Annotated in this window: 13 protein-coding genes; 3 read left to right on the top strand and 10 right to left on the bottom strand. The window is 50.4% G+C overall.

The genetic code is table 11. The annotated features are described in order from the left end of the window. Window positions 1-97: 97 nt before the first annotated feature. A complete protein-coding gene (locus B1728_RS06025; RefSeq protein ID WP_079909279.1) occupies window positions 98-1,333 on the bottom strand; it encodes an S-layer homology domain-containing protein in 1,236 nt (411 codons plus the stop codon). Between the two features lie 490 nt (window positions 1,334-1,823). On the opposite strand from B1728_RS06025, the gene B1728_RS06020 reads away from it, so the two are divergent. Next, a complete protein-coding gene (locus B1728_RS06020; protein ID WP_079909278.1) occupies window positions 1,824-2,804 on the top strand; it encodes a metallophosphoesterase family protein in 981 nt (326 codons plus the stop codon). Between the two features lie 27 nt (window positions 2,805-2,831). Here B1728_RS06020 and B1728_RS06015 read toward each other — a convergent pair whose 3' ends face one another. After that, entirely contained in the window at window positions 2,832-3,224 is a 393-nt protein-coding gene (locus tag B1728_RS06015; protein WP_079909277.1) for a hypothetical protein, read from the bottom strand. Between the two features lie 212 nt (window positions 3,225-3,436). Between B1728_RS06015 and B1728_RS06010 the strand changes: the two genes are divergently transcribed. Continuing rightward, on the top strand, window positions 3,437-6,730 hold the full coding sequence (locus B1728_RS06010) for a DEAD/DEAH box helicase (RefSeq protein ID WP_079909276.1): 3,294 nt from the start codon (window positions 3,437-3,439) through the stop codon (window positions 6,728-6,730). 208 nt (window positions 6,731-6,938) lie between these two features. On the opposite strand, the gene B1728_RS06005 is transcribed toward B1728_RS06010, so the two are convergent. Next, on the bottom strand, window positions 6,939-7,754 hold the full coding sequence (locus tag B1728_RS06005) for an SDR family oxidoreductase (RefSeq protein ID WP_079909275.1): 816 nt from the start codon (window positions 7,752-7,754) through the stop codon (window positions 6,939-6,941). Window positions 7,755-7,988: 234 nt separating this feature from the next. Here B1728_RS06005 and udk point away from each other — a divergent pair, with 234 nt between their 5' ends. Continuing rightward, window positions 7,989-8,618, top strand: a complete 630-nt coding sequence (gene udk / locus B1728_RS06000; RefSeq protein ID WP_079909274.1) for a uridine kinase — start codon at window positions 7,989-7,991, stop codon at window positions 8,616-8,618. Here the strand turns inward: udk and B1728_RS05995 are convergent. From B1728_RS05995 to B1728_RS05965, 7 genes are all read right to left on the bottom strand, one after another. Beyond that, window positions 8,575-8,868 (bottom strand): hypothetical protein, encoded by a 294-nt coding sequence (locus B1728_RS05995; RefSeq protein ID WP_079909273.1) that lies wholly within the window; start codon window positions 8,866-8,868, stop codon window positions 8,575-8,577. The two genes, udk and B1728_RS05995, sit on opposite strands and share 44 nt — an antisense overlap. Before the next feature lie 93 nt (window positions 8,869-8,961). Beyond that, on the bottom strand, window positions 8,962-11,268 hold the full coding sequence (locus tag B1728_RS05990; protein ID WP_079909272.1) for a thiamine pyrophosphate-dependent enzyme: 2,307 nt from the start codon (window positions 11,266-11,268) through the stop codon (window positions 8,962-8,964). Between the two features lie 48 nt (window positions 11,269-11,316). Then, the gene (locus tag B1728_RS05985) at window positions 11,317-12,327 is read right to left on the bottom strand and encodes a 2-oxoacid:acceptor oxidoreductase family protein (protein WP_079909271.1); all 1,011 of its coding nucleotides are present in this window, start codon (window positions 12,325-12,327) and stop codon (window positions 11,317-11,319) included. A 105-nt stretch (window positions 12,328-12,432) separates the two neighbouring features. Then, the gene (locus B1728_RS05980; RefSeq protein ID WP_079909270.1) at window positions 12,433-12,990 is read right to left on the bottom strand and encodes an NUDIX hydrolase; all 558 of its coding nucleotides are present in this window, start codon (window positions 12,988-12,990) and stop codon (window positions 12,433-12,435) included. A gap of 146 nt (window positions 12,991-13,136) precedes the next feature. Then, window positions 13,137-14,654: a flotillin lipid rafts scaffold protein FloT gene (locus B1728_RS05975; RefSeq protein WP_079909269.1), complete on the bottom strand. Its 1,518-nt coding sequence runs from the start codon at window positions 14,652-14,654 to the stop codon at window positions 13,137-13,139. Between the two features lie 14 nt (window positions 14,655-14,668). Beyond that, window positions 14,669-15,202: an NfeD family membrane protein gene (locus B1728_RS05970; protein ID WP_079909268.1), complete on the bottom strand. Its 534-nt coding sequence runs from the start codon at window positions 15,200-15,202 to the stop codon at window positions 14,669-14,671. Between the two features lie 72 nt (window positions 15,203-15,274). Beyond that, window positions 15,275-16,156: a LysR family transcriptional regulator gene (locus B1728_RS05965; protein ID WP_306293510.1), complete on the bottom strand. Its 882-nt coding sequence runs from the start codon at window positions 16,154-16,156 to the stop codon at window positions 15,275-15,277. Between the last annotated feature and the right edge of the window lie 198 nt (window positions 16,157-16,354).

Here is a 16,354-nt window from a genome sequence, read left to right as displayed (position 1 = left end):
CGTAGAAATAACGGCTTTGCTCTAAAAAAAGACATGCCCTAAAGCATCATTGCGGTGCTTAGAGCATGTCTTTTGTTTATTTGCCGGTAGTTATTCCTTATCCGTTTTTCTCCAATATGGAGAATACTATCGTCTCGCCGTCGCTTTCAACATGCACCTCAACAGCATAGGCTCCGACCTGTACAGTATGCGTTTCCACAGCCTGGCCTAGAACTACCTGATTATAGACCTGCAGGAACAAATCATCGAATGCCATCGCATCGAATGAGAACAAGTAATTCGTGAACGTCTTGATCGCTTCCTGATTCCTTGCCAGCATCCCCTCTTGCACATGCACCGTGACACCGTAGGTTTTATACTCCGGCTCCAGCCACAAGGATACCTCTTCACCCGATACGGCAGAGGCGCTGGATTTACTCAAGTCCTTCGCTTTCGCTTCCGCATCCTTATACAGCTTGAGCGTCGTCTCCTCCAGATCATAGTTCGTTCCCCGGCGTTTTGCCGCTTCCTGCAGCACATCATAAGCCTTCAGCATTTTCTGATCGGGAAAAATCAGCTTCTTGTAGCTTCCGTCTTTGGCAGGAACGATCTTCTCCAATGAGTTATCCGCCGTCTTCACGCTGATACGCTTATCTTTATGTATAATTCTTTCCAATATGGTCAGCGCTTCCGCCCGCGTCACTTCACGGCCGATTCCGAAATACCCGTTCGGATAACCTTCCATGATTCCTTTCGCATAGGCTTCGGCAACAAACCTCTGCTCGCGCGGCTTCGCGCTCTGAAGGTCCCCCATGACAGCCGCTGCCGCCATGCTGTACTGTTCATTTTCCAAATACTCGGTTTCCTTCGCCGTATAGTAAATGACCTCGGCAACCTGCTCACGCTTCAGCTTTGCTTTGAAATCCGGAAATTGGCTTTTGCTTATAAACTGCAGATCGCTGGCCAAATCGATGTAAGGCTTCGCCCAATAGCCTACCGTACTCGGTTTAAAATCAAAGTTCCGGTAATCCTGCTGCAAAATGTTACGGTTCCCTGCGCTTAATGACTGTGTGAACTCATTTGTCCATTTGCGTTCTCCATTCGGATATACCTGGGTGTACGACAGCAGCAGCATTTTAATAAACTGATCTGCCGTTACAGGATCATTCGGCCGGAAGGTCCCGTCCGGAAAACCGTCCAATATTCCTTCATCTACCAATCGTGTAATCGTTTGTTCCGCCCAATGTCCCTTCACATCTTGAAAAAGCGGTTTTTCAACCGGCTGACCCCACGCAGTTCCAGATAAGCCCGTAAATAAGGCCATCGAGACTGCCATCCAACGCAACATCTTCATCCTGCTTATGCCCTCTCTTCTTCGTCGGTGTCGAAATTTGTTGTTTCATGTTGATGTTGATACCAAACCATCTTTAAGAATAAAGGCAAATCTGTGAAATGGGTATTCACCAACAATCCTAAAATCAAATGGATGAAGTTATGGCGAACATTGGTTCGAAAGTCTTTCCGTCCGTGTAAAAAGTCTCAAAAATCACTTCCATTCCCTGTTATAAAACCTCCGTTTCAAAGCCCATAAGCCAAAATAACCATATTTTTGAACCTTTTTACCTCTTTATCCGCTTCATCAAAACTCTATACGGAGCTTACATTCTTCGAACATTCAAGCATTAGGCTAAAACAAGAAGTCTTGCCGACCACGACTTGTACGCAAGTCAGCTGTTCAGCAAGTAACAAAGGATAAGGAGAAAGCGGCAGGAAGGTGCCTAGCGCGGAACAAAACGTTTCTTTCTGCAAATACTACGGGTAATTAAGGCAGAGGAGGCAGACCTATGAAGAAAAGGACATTGTACGTCACGTTAATCATTGGTATCCTGTTGTCGTCCCCGCAAGCCGCATCACAGGCTGAAGAAAAGCCGATCCTGTCTTTTTCCGTACTTAGCGATATTCACATCCAATCGTGGGATACCCGAGCGCAGGACAAATTCAAAGCGGCATTAACCGACCTGCACCGTATTAACCCGGAGGAAGATGCGCTGATCTTGAACGGCGATTTAACCGATGGCCGGCAGGAGGATTATGATAAGCTGCAGGAGCTGCTTAACCGCTCACCGCATCCGGACGCAGTTTACTCAACTATGGGGAATCACGAATATTATCAGGCTTGGCATGGAGCAGAAGGGCAATGGAGCGAAGCAGGCTTTCCCAACGGGGAGACGGAGAAGGCTTCTATCGGGCGTTTTTTAAAGTTTAACGGGGAGCCAGCTGTGTATTACAAAAAGCGGTTGAAGGGTTATTCTTTCATTTTCCTCGGTTCCGAGCAGTACCGGCAATCGGACAGCGAGAATCGCGAGGATGCTTATTTATCCCCTGGGCAGCTGGATTGGCTGCAGACGGCGCTGCAGAAGGAGGCCTCGAATCACCAGCCGATCTTTGTCTTCCTACACCAACCCCTGCCGAATACCGTCTCCGGAACCACCGGCTGCTGCGTCAATAACAGAGCCGTGATCCAGCACGAGCAATTAAAAAAGATATTGTCCAAATACCCTCAGGTCATTCTGTTCACGGGACATACTCATTGGGAGTTGAAGCTACCTGATACCTTGGTGAAAAACCGGTTTGTCATAGTCAACTCTTCTTCTGTTGAACAGCCATGGACCGGTGATGCCAGCGGGGCCGAAAAACCATTGGAGCCCGAAGCCAGCGAAGGCTTGTACATAGAAGTCAGAAAAGATTCAGTGACGATCAGAGGCCGCGACTTCTATAAGCAGCGCTGGATTCCTGAGGCCCAATTTGTTATAAAGATTCGTTAGGAATCATGTCGCGGCATTCCAATAATGTTAGACTACCGCACTAAGACCGCTGTATTGAGAGATAGCCAGCAGCAGATCATGATGAATGGGAAGAATGAATTGTGCCGATCCGAGTGGAAAGATGCCGCTGCGATTGTGCAGAATCGCTTGTTGAGCATGAATTTTGTAATGAGGCATGCCTGCTGACATGTTCATCAATTCACTTCCTTGATTGCGGCGGTTTTTGAATGTGATAGCTTTCAATTCGGCTATGTCAAAAGGGACGATACTGACGATATCTTCGAGCTTGATGTGATAGTTGACATGCGGCTTCTGGTAGACCAATTCCTTCGTGGATACGGTAATACCGAAGTCTCTTTTTTTATGAACCAGCTTTAAATCCCCATCTATGGACTTGATGTGAATAAATGAATCATTCATAAGTATTCCCTCCTTAGACTATTAGACAGTGGAATCATCCTCTTCTGCCGGGCAGTTCAGGCGAGAGCATAAAAATAAGCTTTCAAGAAGCATACCACAATCCTCCCTAATGTTCCATGCTTGCTGACTAAGAACATCCGTTCTTTTCTTTCTCCGGATTTCTGCTATGATAGAAGATAACGATACCGGAAGCGAAAGAAAGGATTTATTCCATGAGCCTACAATTGACAAGCAAAGTCATCAAGCAGTTGTGCGGCCAGCTTGCTTACGACAAAGGGGATGCCTATTATCGGGCAGGTAAGGCCTCTTTGTTCCATTACGATCCCTGGACGGCCCTCTTCGAAATCAAGGTAGCCGAGGACAAAAAGAACCTTCTGCATTGTACGGTACAATTCGATCGCCGCGGCAATGTTCTGGCAAAATGTACTTGTCCCACACTGAAGTCCTATGACAAATATTGTAAGCATATCGCCGCAGCCTTGCTGTACATTCAAGCAGCCCGCCGTGACGGTACGGTTGAGCTTGAGCCCCAGGAGACTTCGTCCGAGTCTGAAGAGCTTCCAAGCGTTGCGGATACCGGTTCAGCAGCAGCAGACGCACATATCGTGGGAGACATGCTGGGCTTGTTCGCCGTGAAGCCGCTTCGAACCGTTCGAGCAAAGTCCCTTCTGGATGAGAGGGAGCCCCTTCAAGTGGAGATCCTTTGCAAGCCCTTCGCCTATGGCTACCACAAGTATATGTTCGGCATCGAAATCAGGCTGGGACCCAAACGGTTATATATCGTTCAGCATATAAGGGATTTTCTTGACCGGCTTGAACGCGGGGAAGCCGTGACATTTTCCGCGCAATTCACTTATGATCCAAAGCTGCACAGCTTTCAACAGGAGCACGATGCGCTGTTTCGGCAATTGATCAAGATCCATCGGCATGAGAGCATGTATCGGGAAACAGCCGGCCGGACACCCGGAACCGTTCCGCATCAGTCTAACGATCGTCTGCTCCCGATCCCGCCTTTTTTCTGGGGGACGCTCCTCCCTCTGCTCTCTTCCGCTCCATCAGTCAAGCTTGATATGGGCGGCCGCCTGCTTGACGGGCTTCAGCTTAGCAGCGAGCCTCTGCCGGTTAGCTTTGAATTCGATCGTTCATCGACGGATTACGTGTTATCCGTTAAAGGCTTGGATCGATTAATGGTCATGGAAGCTTATGAAGTCGTGTTGTCAGAAGGTAAGTTGATCCAGCTGAAGGAGGATTCCTGCAAAAGGCTGTCGCAGCTGAAGCAGATGCTGGAGTCTTCTCAGAAGCAGACGATCCTCATTCAAGCCGAACAAATCGAATCCTTTATGGAAACCGTCATTCCTGGCCTCATGAAGCTCGGCTCCATCCATATTTCGAAGGCGGTAACGGAGCGCATTACACAGATGCCTTTACAGGCCAAGCTGTATCTGGATCGAGTCCGTGACCGGCTCCTGGCCGGACTGGAATTTCATTATGGCGAAATCGTCATCAATCCTTTGGAGTCACATCGCCCTCATAGGGGGACGGACCATATCCTTTTGCGCGACGGGGAACAAGAACGACGCATTCTGGAGCTGATGGACCAGAGTGCCTTCGTCAAGACGGAAAGTGGCTATTTCATGGAGGACGAGGAAGGCGAATACGATTTTCTGTACCATATCGTTCCCGAGCTGGAAAAGCTCGTCAAGGTGTACGCAACCTCCGCCGTGAAAGTCAGACTTCTCCTTACGAATCCTCCACCGAAAATCATGGTGGATGTGGATGAGCGTACAGATTGGCTGGAATTCAAATTCGATATTCAGGGCATTCCTGAGTCGGAAATCCGCTCACTGATACAGTCTCTGGAGGAGAAGCGCAGGTACTACAGACTGCCGAACGGCGCCTTGATGCCTCTGGAAAGCGAAGAGTTCCAAGCGATCGTGAACTTCATGAACGAAGTCGGTTTACGCCAAAATGATCTTAAGGGAACGGCCTTCCAGCTGCCTGTCACCCGTGCGCTTCATTTGACCGATTCCCACACCCGCAATCATTCGATTCAGCTGGGCAAATCATTCCGAAGACTTCTGGAGAATCTGCGCAATCCGGACCATCTTGAGTTTCCCGTTCCGGATAATCTGGATTCAGTACTGCGGGATTACCAGAAGTACGGGTATCAGTGGTTGAAGACGCTAGCCCATTACCGCTTCGGTGGTATTTTGGCTGACGACATGGGACTTGGTAAGACGCTGCAAAGCATATCTTTCCTGGTATCCGTGCTCCCGGAAATCCGAAGCCAGAAGGTGCCCGCCATCATTGTTTCCCCGGCCTCGCTGACCTATAACTGGCTTCATGAGCTGAACAAGTTTGCTCCTGAGCTCCGGGCCCTTGTTGTGGACGGCACTCGGGCAGAGCGAAGCCGTATGGTAAAAGCCGCACATCAGTATGATGTGATCATCACATCCTATCCGCTGCTGCGAAGGGACCTGTCCATGTATGTGGAGCCGTCGTTTCATACGCTGATCCTCGATGAGGCTCAGGTATTCAAGAATCATACAACCCAGACTGCACAAGCTGTAAAAGAGCTCCGGGCCCAATATCGGTTTGCTCTTACCGGGACACCGATAGAAAACCGCTTGGAAGAGCTTTGGTCCATCTTCGACGCTGTCTTCCCCGGCTTGTTCGCCAGCCGTAGAGCGTTCAGCGAGCTAACCCGGGACCAAGTGGCCCGCCGCGTCAGACCTTTTCTGCTGCGCAGGTTAAAGACGGATGTCCTGCGGGAGCTGCCGGAGAAAATCGAGTCGTTGCAAGCCTCCGAGCTGCTGCCGGAGCAGAAGAAGCTGTATGCAGCCTATTTGGCCAAGCTTCGGCAGGAAACGTTGAAGCACCTGGACGAGGACACCTTCCAGCAAAACCGGATCAAAATACTCGCCGGATTGACGCGCCTTCGCCAAATATGCTGCCATCCCGCTCTCTTCGTCGAAGATTATGCAGGCAGCTCCGCCAAACTCGAGCAGCTTCTCGATATCGTGGAGGAATGCCGCGGCGCGGGAAAGCGAATGCTCATTTTCTCTCAATTCACAGAAATGCTGAAGTTCATAGGCAAGGAGCTCGGGTATCAGGGGATTCGCTATTTTTATCTGGACGGTGACACGCCTACCCGTGAACGTGTAGAGCTGTGTAATCGATTTAATGACGGTGAGAGGGATTTGTTCCTGATTTCCATGAAAGCGGGAGGTACGGGTCTCAACTTAACCGGAGCGGATACGGTCGTGCTGTATGATTTATGGTGGAATCCGGCTGTCGAGCAGCAAGCGGCAGACCGTGCCCACCGTCTCGGTCAGAAGAACGTTGTGCAAGTCATTCGTCTCGTCAGCCGGGGAACCGTGGAAGATAAAATGTACGAGCTGCAGCAACGAAAGAAGCATCTGATCGATGAGATTATCCAGCCTGGTGAGGGATCCTTATCCTCCTTATCCGAGCAGGATATCCGCGAAATCCTAATGATAACTTAGCCCCACAAAGTGAGGCATTGGCTGCGAAGCTGATTCAAGTACTTTGCGGGGAGCCCCGAAAAATTAGCCCCACAAAGTGATGCATTGACCTCGAAGTTGATTCAGGTACTTTGCGGGGAGCCCCGAAAAATAGCCCCACAAAGATGATCATACAAAGAAGCCTTGCCTAAAGGGGCCATCCCTATAGGTCAAGGCTTCCTTAATATGCCTAGATCAAAGATTCCGCGCCATCAATGAACAGCTCTGTACCCGTAATATGGCTTGATGCGTTCGATGCCAGGAAGGTGACCAGATCTCCGACCTGTTCCGGCTGCCCTGGAGCATGCTCCAGAGGCTGGTTTCCTTCCGGATATTTCACGGGGATTTTGATTTTTTGCAAATCCGGCGTCGGATGCGTGCTTTCACTGATATGTGTCTGGATAGAACCCGGACAAATGACATTGACTCTTATCTTGTAGCGGGCCAGCTCCAGCGCAGCCATTTTGGCAAATGCCATTTGCCCCGCTTTGGATGTGCTGTAAGCGGACATACCGAAGTTGGAGAAGACACGGTTTCCGTTAATGGAGCTCGTGACTATAATGCTGCCTCCCTGCTCTTTCATGTAAGGAATCGCGTACTTTACTGTGAGGAAGGTGCCTTTCAGATTCGTCGTAAGCGTATGATCCCACTCATCCGGATTCATCGTTTCAATCGGCGCAAGCACGCCGTTAATACCGGCATTGGCAAATACGATATCGACTTTTCCCCATTTCTTGGCGACCGATTCTATCGCTTCCCTCACTCGATCCGGGTCAGACACGTCGACATCGGCAGTAAGAGCTTCGGCATTCAAAGCTTCGATTTCGCTCTTGACCTGCTCTGTACGGCTATCCTTCAGATCCAGCAGCCCTACCTTAACCCCTTGCGCTGCCAGCGCTAGAGCCGTCGCTCTCCCGATACCTGAGCCTGCGCCTGTGACAACAGCTACCTTATCCTTTAGCTCTGGGTACATCGCCTTCGGTTTTTGAATCGTTTGCGTATTCATCTCTCTGCACCTCAATTCTTCGTAGTTAACTGACTTCCAAAGACAAGCTTATTTTGCCATGTTTCACAACAATTATGAGGTTCTCGAAACCGGAGCGAGTTTATGCTACAATACTTGAGTTGCAAGAACTCGTTCGTTTCTTTTTACCCTGATTGGAAGCTTCAGAAACCTGAAAATGAGGCCCAGAAATCAGCTTATGGATAACGCACACATTTTAAGGGGGATCTACTATTCATGCTTATCATCGGTATCGCAGGAGGGACAGGGTCAGGTAAAACTACCGTTGCCCGGTCGGTTATCGACAAGCTTGGCAGCAGCCAGGTTACCTTTATATCGCAAGACAATTATTATTGTGATCACAGCCATCTGAGCTTTTCTGAACGGGAAGCCATCAATTACGACCATCCGCTGGCGTTCGATAATGTATTGCTGATAGAGCATCTGAAGCAGCTCAAGCAAAATCAACGGGTTTCATCCCCGACATATGATTTTTCTACTCATTCCCGCTCAAATATAACCAAAGAGCTTCAGCCTAATCCCATTGTCATTATCGAAGGTCTTCATGTATTATCCGATGAGCAGCTCCGGACGATTCTGGACATCAAAGTGTTCGTCGATACGGACCCTGACGTACGCATTTTGCGAAGAGTGCTCCGAGATATTCAAGAGCGCGGCCGGACGATCCAATCGGTGTACGATCAATATTTGACAACGGTCAAGCCTATGCACGAAGCGTTTATTGAACCGTCCAAAAAATATGCCGACATCATTATTCCCGAGGGCGGTCATAACGAAGTCGGCATCCAGCTGCTTACCATTCTTACGGAGAAATACTTACAGTCATCTTCTGTGTTTCCTCATTGAATGAGAGGATGAGGCGCGGATCATTCTTCAGCTTCACATTGCACAGCTTTAGATCATGATCCGATAGCTCCATCAGCTGCCAATCCCCGGTTTCGAGCACACCCTGGGAAAGTAAAAAATCACTGTAAGCAGCTCGGGCTTCCTCCTCATCATCCCAAAACTTGGTACCGTAGTACGCCAATTCATAAGAATTGATAAGAGTGCAGGTAAAGATTTGAGACGTTTTATCGTGCTTCAATACGAACGGCAACGGGATGTCCTCCTCACAATTTATAAGGCTTTACATAGAAAAGGCACGATCTCCATCGGAGATGGTGCCTTTTTCGCGCTTGGAGCAGATAATTTATAGATAAGGGCTTTCATGCTTCGCCTTCAGCATGTTCCAGCGGCGTTCGACTTCATCCTCGAACAGCTTGTAGGATTCTTCATACTCCGGCTTGGTCATATGCTTCGTCTTGCCCATCGTTTTCAGCCAGTCGGATAACGGGATCTTCTTGCTCTTCTCCTCCGGATTGTAGGTGATATTCGTGACTCCGTGTTCCACCTCGTATAACGGGAAGAAACAGGAGTCCACCGCGGCGCCGACAATGTTGGAGCCTTGCTGATCCTCGGAGAGCCAGTTCAACGGACAGGCGATAAGGATTTTGCCGTATACCAAACCTTCATTTTGCCCGTACCATTGGGCTTTGGCCGCCTTGCGGACAAGGTCCTGCGGGAAGGCTTCGGAACCGGTAAACACATAAGGAATATGAGTCGCGGCCATAATTTGTGCCGTGTCCTTATGGTGGAATACTTTGCCGCCCTGCTTGGAGCCTACGTTGGACGTCGAGGTTCTATGGCCCATCGGCGTCGAGTAGGACAGCTGGGCTCCCGTGTTCATATAGCCCTCATTATCATATTCCAGAATGATCATCTTATGGTTCCGCAGCGCGGCTCCGATAGCAGGACCCATACCGATATCCATCCCGCCGTCTCCTGTAATCATAACAAAGGTGAAGTCGTCCTTCAGATTGAGCTCATCGAGCTCTCCCCTGCGCTTGCGCTCCCAGAACATCTCGACGACGCCGGATAACGTAGCCGCGCCGTTCTGGAACAGATTGTGAATGTAAGTGGCCTTGTGCGCCGAATAAGGATAACCGGTCGTTACGACCATTGCGCAGCCCGTATGGAACAACGCTACGATATCCCCTTCAATGCCCTTGAAGAATAGCTCCAGGCCCGAGAAAATCCCGCATCCCGGACAGGCCCCGTGCCCTGGCGCAATCCGCTTAGGCTTCTTGGTTAAGGAACGGAGCGGCGGAATCCGAACATTCAGCTTGCCTGTAGCTTCGTCCGGAGTAACGGTGATAAGTCCTGTTTTCAGGTCCTCATATTTCATCGGATTCAAGACCCGCTTCGGCGCTTTAGCCGGATCGCCAGGGGTATGCCCGTAGTAATCAAACGGCACCTCTACCTTGCCTTTTTCCACGGCTTCTATAGCAAACCGGAACAGATTATGGCCATCCTCCGCATAAAAATCTTTGCCGCCCAAGCCGTAGATGCGGCTTATAACCATCGTATCGCGGTTGCCGTGGGTAAACAATGCCGCCTTGATTTCGTTGACCATGTTGCCGCCATGACCGCCGTACGAGTCCGCCCTGTCGCCTACCGTGACCGCTTTAACGTTCTTCAACGCTTCGGCAATCGCCTTTTGCGGGAACGGACGAATCATATTCGGAGCTATGGAACCGGCTTTAATGCCTTGAGCACGCAGCTGATCGACCACATCCTTAATGATCTCTGAAGCCGAGTTCATCAGGAAGACGGCCACCTCCGCATCCTCCATCCGGTACAAATCGAGAATAGGATAATCGCGTCCCGTCAGCACGGCATACTCTTGCCGAATCCGGTCATACACATGCTCCGCGTTGTACATTGCCACGGACTGCTGATAACAGTTGTTGATGTAATCCGGCTCATTCATGTATGGACCTACGGTAATCGGATGATCGCGATCCAGCGTGTCGGCAAAGCCTGTAGGAGGTCTTTCTCCCACGAAGGCATGGACGTCCTCGCGATTGGCGAAGGTTTGTACCCGGCGTTTTTGGTGGGAAGTGAAATAACCGTCCGAAGCTACCAGCACCGGAAGACGGACTTCAGGGTCTTCCGCAAGCTTCAGCGCCATGATGTTCATATCATATACAGCCTGAGGATCGCGGCACATCAAGATAGGCCAGCCTGTGTTCAAAGCGTAGTACAAGTCGGAATGATCCCCGTGAATATCGAGCGGACCCGATACGGAACGGCATACAAGGTTCATGACCATCGGAAACCGGGTTCCGGACTGGACCGGCATTTGTTCGAGCATGTATAAATAGCCGTTGGCGCTTGTCGCATTAAACACGCGGCCGCCCGCAGTCGATGCACCGTAGCATACGCCTGCCGAGCCATGCTCTCCATCCGCCGGAATCAGCTTTATGTCATGCTGGCCGTTAGCTTTCATCAGATCCAGGAATTGCGCTACTTCTGTAGATGGTGAAATTGGAAAGTATCCCATGATGTGGTAATTGATTTGATGCGCTGCATAAGCGGCCATTTCGTTCCCTGACTCATATACAATACGCTGCTCCACTGTACCTTGAGAAACCTCTTTCTTAATCTCAATTGCCAACTGGAATTCCACCTTTCAGGTAAGCTGTTTACTTGATTGACAGAAAGCTCATCCGTTCACGGCCAGATCAAAACGATGCGGAATACGATGCTGATCGGCATAACCGTCCGTTTCCCTTGCGCTAGACAGCGCTTCGGTCGGGCACGCCTGTACACACTTCAGACAGCCTTTGCAGTATTGATAGTCGATGCCTTGCAAAAACATCTGCGGCCGCCCCTTCTTATCAGGCTGTTCGTCCCAGACGAAGCAAAAGTCCGGGCAGACCGTATCACAGGCAGCACAGTGTATGCATTTGTCATCGTGGAAGTGAGGCATCATTCCCGCGCGGGAAATGCTCAAATCCTTCAAAATGCTGTTGCCCGGGTTCGTCACAAGACCGCCCATCGGCTGTGTTTCGTAGCCCAGGACCGGCGTGTCCTGACGGACAAACGAAGGCATTTGTGCGCCTTCCGGCAGTTCGAAGGTTTGGAAGCGAACCTCGTTGTAACCCCTTTCAAACGTATTTAGAGCCGGTTGAACGGCTTGCGGGTATTTTTTCTCGAGAGACTTGCGGATTACGTTCTTCATTGTGTCCGGATTCAGGAATGGACAGAGCCGGAACAATGCACCTAACATCGCCATATTCACACGGTTCTTCTCTTCAATCGAAATGCCGATGGCGTCGATAACCGCAATGGTACCGCCCATCATTTTCAATTTCTCCTTGAGCTCTTCAGGCTCTTTGGCGGAATTGACAAGCACAAGGCTGTCCTCGTAGATCCCGCTTACGACATTTACCGTTTTGGATAATGATTCATGAAAGATCCCTACCACATGAGGTCGTTCCACTGGCGAAGTATCACGTATATTCGTATCGTTATCACAGAAGCGAATATGCGCTTTGACGGCAGAGCCTTTTTTCTCGGAACCGTAGGAGGAGAAGCTGACGCCGTTTAATCCGGCGCCTACCACTCCTGCTTCAGCCAGCATCTTTCCTGCCAGGTTGGCACCAAGTCCCCCTATGGATTCCAGACGAATTTCAAAAAAGCCAAGCTCGTTCTTTTTAGGTAACGTAACCATTGCATGACTCCTTTCGAGAATGGACTGCAGCAAGTAGTTTTCTAAATACTATTTATATTCTAAATAGATCGACAAATTCCTCTCTTGCCAAAAACTTTTTTCCAGTTATACCCGAAATAATCCATTTCCGTTCAATGGGATGTCCGTTTCCTTATCCGGAAGCAGCCCGTCATTCCTTCCGTTCACGGCTACATCGACAAGCCACTTCGTGAAATTGGCCACCTGCATAGTTTTCATTTCTTCCAGGGAGAAAAATCCGGCTCCGTCCACCTCGACACCATCGGCCTTCGGCTCTCCGTCTACATATTCCATTTCAAAAGCGATATACACATTATGAATATTGCGGGGCTGGTCGCGTAAGGCAACGATCCCCTTCACCTTCGTATGAACGCCGGTCTCCTCCAGAACCTCGCGCACAACCGTCTCCTCTATCGGCTCCAGCTGCTCGATATAGCCTCCGGGGTTCGTCCAATTTCCTTTGCCGGGCTCCTGCGCTCTGCGTACCAGAAGCACTTTATCATCCTTGATGACCAGCGCTCCTACACCGATGCTGTAATTCCCCCAATGAACCGCATTGCAATTCGTGCAAACCCGCCGATCGACACCGTCCAGCTGGCGCGTCTCCATAGGATGGCCGCAGGACGAGCAATAATTAACCGACATGTTCACACACCTCCTTTACTATGTATCGTACCTGTCTGAATGCAAATCTTAAGAAACAGTACTACTATAGCTCGTTTACTCCAAAAAGAAAACCCGGACACCGTACAAAATCGTACGTGAGTCCGGGTTATCGGGTCATTTTATTTCTAATCGGTTCCAGGTTCATCCGCCGAAGCGGCAGCCTTCTGTTCCAGCGTTGGGACGGACGGGGTGCCAGCACCTCGGTTCGTCAGGCCTTTGACCAGCTTCTCCAGGTCGATGCCGCTGACATTTTTCAACATCTCCGGCGCTGTTGCCATCAGCGAGGTCACATAGTTGCTGACTCTCGCTGCGCCTTCCCCATGCCCGGTATCTACAACCGTCAGCTTGTCGATGCCTTTAATAGGCTCCGCGACCTTGCCGGCAAGCTCCGGCAGCATCTTGACGATAATATCGAGCACCGCTGCTTCGCCGAACTTCTCGAACGCCTCAGCCAGCTTCTGCTTGGCTTCCGCTTCCGCAAGACCGCGCAGCCGGATAACCTCTGCTTCCGCCGTACCTTTGGCACGCTCCGCATCGGCAATAGCCAGACCTTCCAGCCGCTTCTGCTCGGCATTCGCCTTCGCTTCCGCTTCAATGCGATATTTCATCGCATCAGCTTCATGAATGCGTTTGGCTTTATCCGCTTCGGCCGCCTGCACGACGGCATACCGGTCGGCATCCGCCTTCTTCTTCACTTCCGCGTCATATTGCTTCTCGCGACGGAGAATTTCCTTTGCTTCGAGATCAATCTCCCGTTCCTTGCGGACGAGCTCGATCTTCATCTGCTCTTCGACCACGCTTTGCTTCGCGCGGGCTTCATGGATATGATAAGCCTGATCCGCTTCCGCACGGGCCGTATCCTGCTCCCGTTTGAACGAAGCGACCTTCAGCTCCTTATCCTTGGCCGCTTCCGCGATATTGGTATCTCGAAGAAGCTCGGCCTTCTGGCCTTCTTCCTCCGCTCTTGCCTTCTGAATACGCGCGTCGCGAAGCGCTTCGGCTTCAGCTATGTCCGCGTCCCTCTTGACCGCTGCAATCCGAGGTTTCCCCAAGGCATCCAGGTAGCCATGCTTATCGCGCAGATCCTTGATCGTGAACGAGACGATTTGCAAACCCATTTTTTTCAAATCCTTGGCCGCTACGCCTTGCACCTCTTGAGCGAATTTATCCCGGTTCCGGTATACCTCCTCCACCGTCATCGATCCGAGAATGGCACGCAGATGCCCTTCAAGCACCTCCTGCGCTTCGCCCTTCAACGCTTCCGTCGGTTTCCCCATAAACTGCTCGGCCGCTGTAGCGACGTCTTCTACAGAGCCTCCGATTTTAATAATAGCGACGCCGTCGGCCATAACAGGAACCCCCTGCTCCGTATATACCTCCGGCGTAGACACATCCAGCTTGTGTGACAGCAGCGACAAAAACTGCGATTGCTGGAATATCGGCAATATAAATGCGCCGCCTCCCCGGACAATTTTAATTTTACGCCCGGAGTCATCCGTCATCACGTTCTTGCTTCCAAGGAACGAACCCGTGACAATCATAGCTTCGTCCGGGCTTACCGTCTTGTAGCGGGCCCAGAACGCAAGACCGAGGACAATAATGACACCCACTACTATGGCAGGTATAACTAAAGGTTCTGGCATACGACATTTCTCCTTTATTCCAATTTATCTAAACGGGCTACGAGCAGTGTACCGTCCTTGACTTCTACGGTAACTACTTTCGTGCCTGTCTGGATTTCTTCCCCCTCATAGCTGGCGGCAATTTGGTTCGTGTTGCCCGCTCCCATACGAAGCATCACTTCTCCATATCCGACAGAAGGAATGGTGACGGATACCTCCGCAATTTTGCCAACGGTATCCTGAATGGAAAAGGCGACGGAATTTTCGCTGTTTTTCATCGGCTTAACATACAGAAAGTAAATGAGCACAGACAGTAGGACTGCACATACGGCGGAGCCTGCCAGCACCGCAGCCGTGCCCCAAACCGTGTACTTGGTCAGCAATATGCCGGCTCCTCCCCATACGGTGAGCCCGCTAAAAATAACCATCGGTTGAAATGCATGCATATGGTGTGCCGACATGAAATCAAAGATCCCATCCAAAGCGCTTCCAAGCAAATCGCCAAGTACGACAGTAATGAGCGCAAACAGCACTCCGGTGATGAGAAACCCCCAATATATGGAAAGCATGAGCATCCCCCTATTCGACATTTAGGTTAGCTTCATAAATTAATACGCTCTTAAGACAGGAAAAGTTTCAAATCATTTCCTTTTTTCTTTAAGCTCCTGCCACAGCTCGATAAAATGCTTTGCCCCCTGGGACAAATAATGATCCTTCAGCCATATAAAGCCCGATGAAGCGGTCCACGTCTCGTCCGCGATCCGGCAGATCCGGATGTCACTCCTTCTGTGCAGCCGCAGAACCGCTTCGGGTAGAAGCGCACTACCGAAGCCGGAAGCGACCAGCTCGAGCAGCATGGCAATATCCGAGCATTCACATAAGATATGGGGCTCCAGTCCGCGGCGGGAGAGCTGATCCACAATCTGCTGATATAGGCCTAGACCATCCGTGCTTGGCAGGATTAATGGAGAACCGCCTATGTACTCGTAGCTGACCTCCTCTGGAGGCTGAGGTCCGCTTAGAGCCGTGACAAAATAAAACGGTTCCGATTGAAGATGAAGATAGCTGAAATCGCTCAAATCGACCGGAAAGCGGATAATGGCCAGCTCTATGGCCTTTTCCCTGACCAGCCTGCACAATTGCGCCGACTCATTTTGTTGTATTTTATAGGTCATTTCCGGATATCGCGCCTTGTATTCCACCAGAAGCCCGGGCAGCTCTTCCGAAGACAAGGTATTTACACCCAGCGCGAGCCTCCCTCTTAGACCTCTTCCGGTTTCCTTCACCTCCAGGCGGGTCTGGTCCATCATCTTCTCCATATTCAGCGCATGCTTGTACAGAACTCTCCCCGCTTCCGTTAGCTCCAATCCGCGTGCATGCCTGACAACCAGCGTTACCCCTAGCTCCTCCTCCAGGTGCTTGAGCTGCTGGCTTAGCGGTGGCTGGGCCATATGCAGCTTTTTGGCGGCTGCTGAAATCTGCTTGTGTTCCGCTATGGCGATAAAATATCGCAGCTGCTTCATATCCATACGCTCTCCCCCGATTTCCATATATAAAATATTATCTTAATGAATTTTATAAATATTTTTCATATACCTGTCCCCATGCTACCATAATGCTAACCCGGTGCAAAGCGAGGTTAACCGCAATGAATCGATGTCTGCTCGTTATCTTGATCCTTATTTTATCAAGCTGCGAGAATTCTTCCTTACAGCAGCCTA

The sequence above is a fragment of the Paenibacillus sp. 32352 genome, from assembly GCF_002042965.1.
Lineage (GTDB): Bacteria > Bacillota > Bacilli > Paenibacillales > NBRC-103111 > Paenibacillus_S > Paenibacillus_S vulneris.
Note: the sequence above shows the minus strand (reverse complement) of the source record. Positions and strands in the feature narration are given on the sequence as shown.

Coding starts and splice junctions, on each gene's coding strand:
- B1728_RS06025 (WP_079909279.1), bottom strand. CDS start 1,333: ATGAAGATGTTGCGTTGGATGGCAGTCTCGATGGCCTTATTTACGGGC.
- B1728_RS06020 (WP_079909278.1), top strand. CDS start 1,824: ATGAAGAAAAGGACATTGTACGTCACGTTAATCATTGGTATCCTGTTG.
- B1728_RS06015 (WP_079909277.1), bottom strand. CDS start 3,224: ATGAATGATTCATTTATTCACATCAAGTCCATAGATGGGGATTTAAAG.
- B1728_RS06010 (WP_079909276.1), top strand. CDS start 3,437: ATGAGCCTACAATTGACAAGCAAAGTCATCAAGCAGTTGTGCGGCCAG.
- B1728_RS06005 (WP_079909275.1), bottom strand. CDS start 7,754: ATGAATACGCAAACGATTCAAAAACCGAAGGCGATGTACCCAGAGCTA.
- udk (WP_079909274.1), top strand. CDS start 7,989: ATGCTTATCATCGGTATCGCAGGAGGGACAGGGTCAGGTAAAACTACC.
- B1728_RS05985 (WP_079909271.1), bottom strand. CDS start 12,327: ATGGTTACGTTACCTAAAAAGAACGAGCTTGGCTTTTTTGAAATTCGT.
- B1728_RS05980 (WP_079909270.1), bottom strand. CDS start 12,990: ATGTCGGTTAATTATTGCTCGTCCTGCGGCCATCCTATGGAGACGCGC.
- B1728_RS05975 (WP_079909269.1), bottom strand. CDS start 14,654: ATGCCAGAACCTTTAGTTATACCTGCCATAGTAGTGGGTGTCATTATT.
- B1728_RS05970 (WP_079909268.1), bottom strand. CDS start 15,202: ATGCTTTCCATATATTGGGGGTTTCTCATCACCGGAGTGCTGTTTGCG.
- B1728_RS05965 (WP_306293510.1), bottom strand. CDS start 16,156: ATGAAGCAGCTGCGATATTTTATCGCCATAGCGGAACACAAGCAGATT.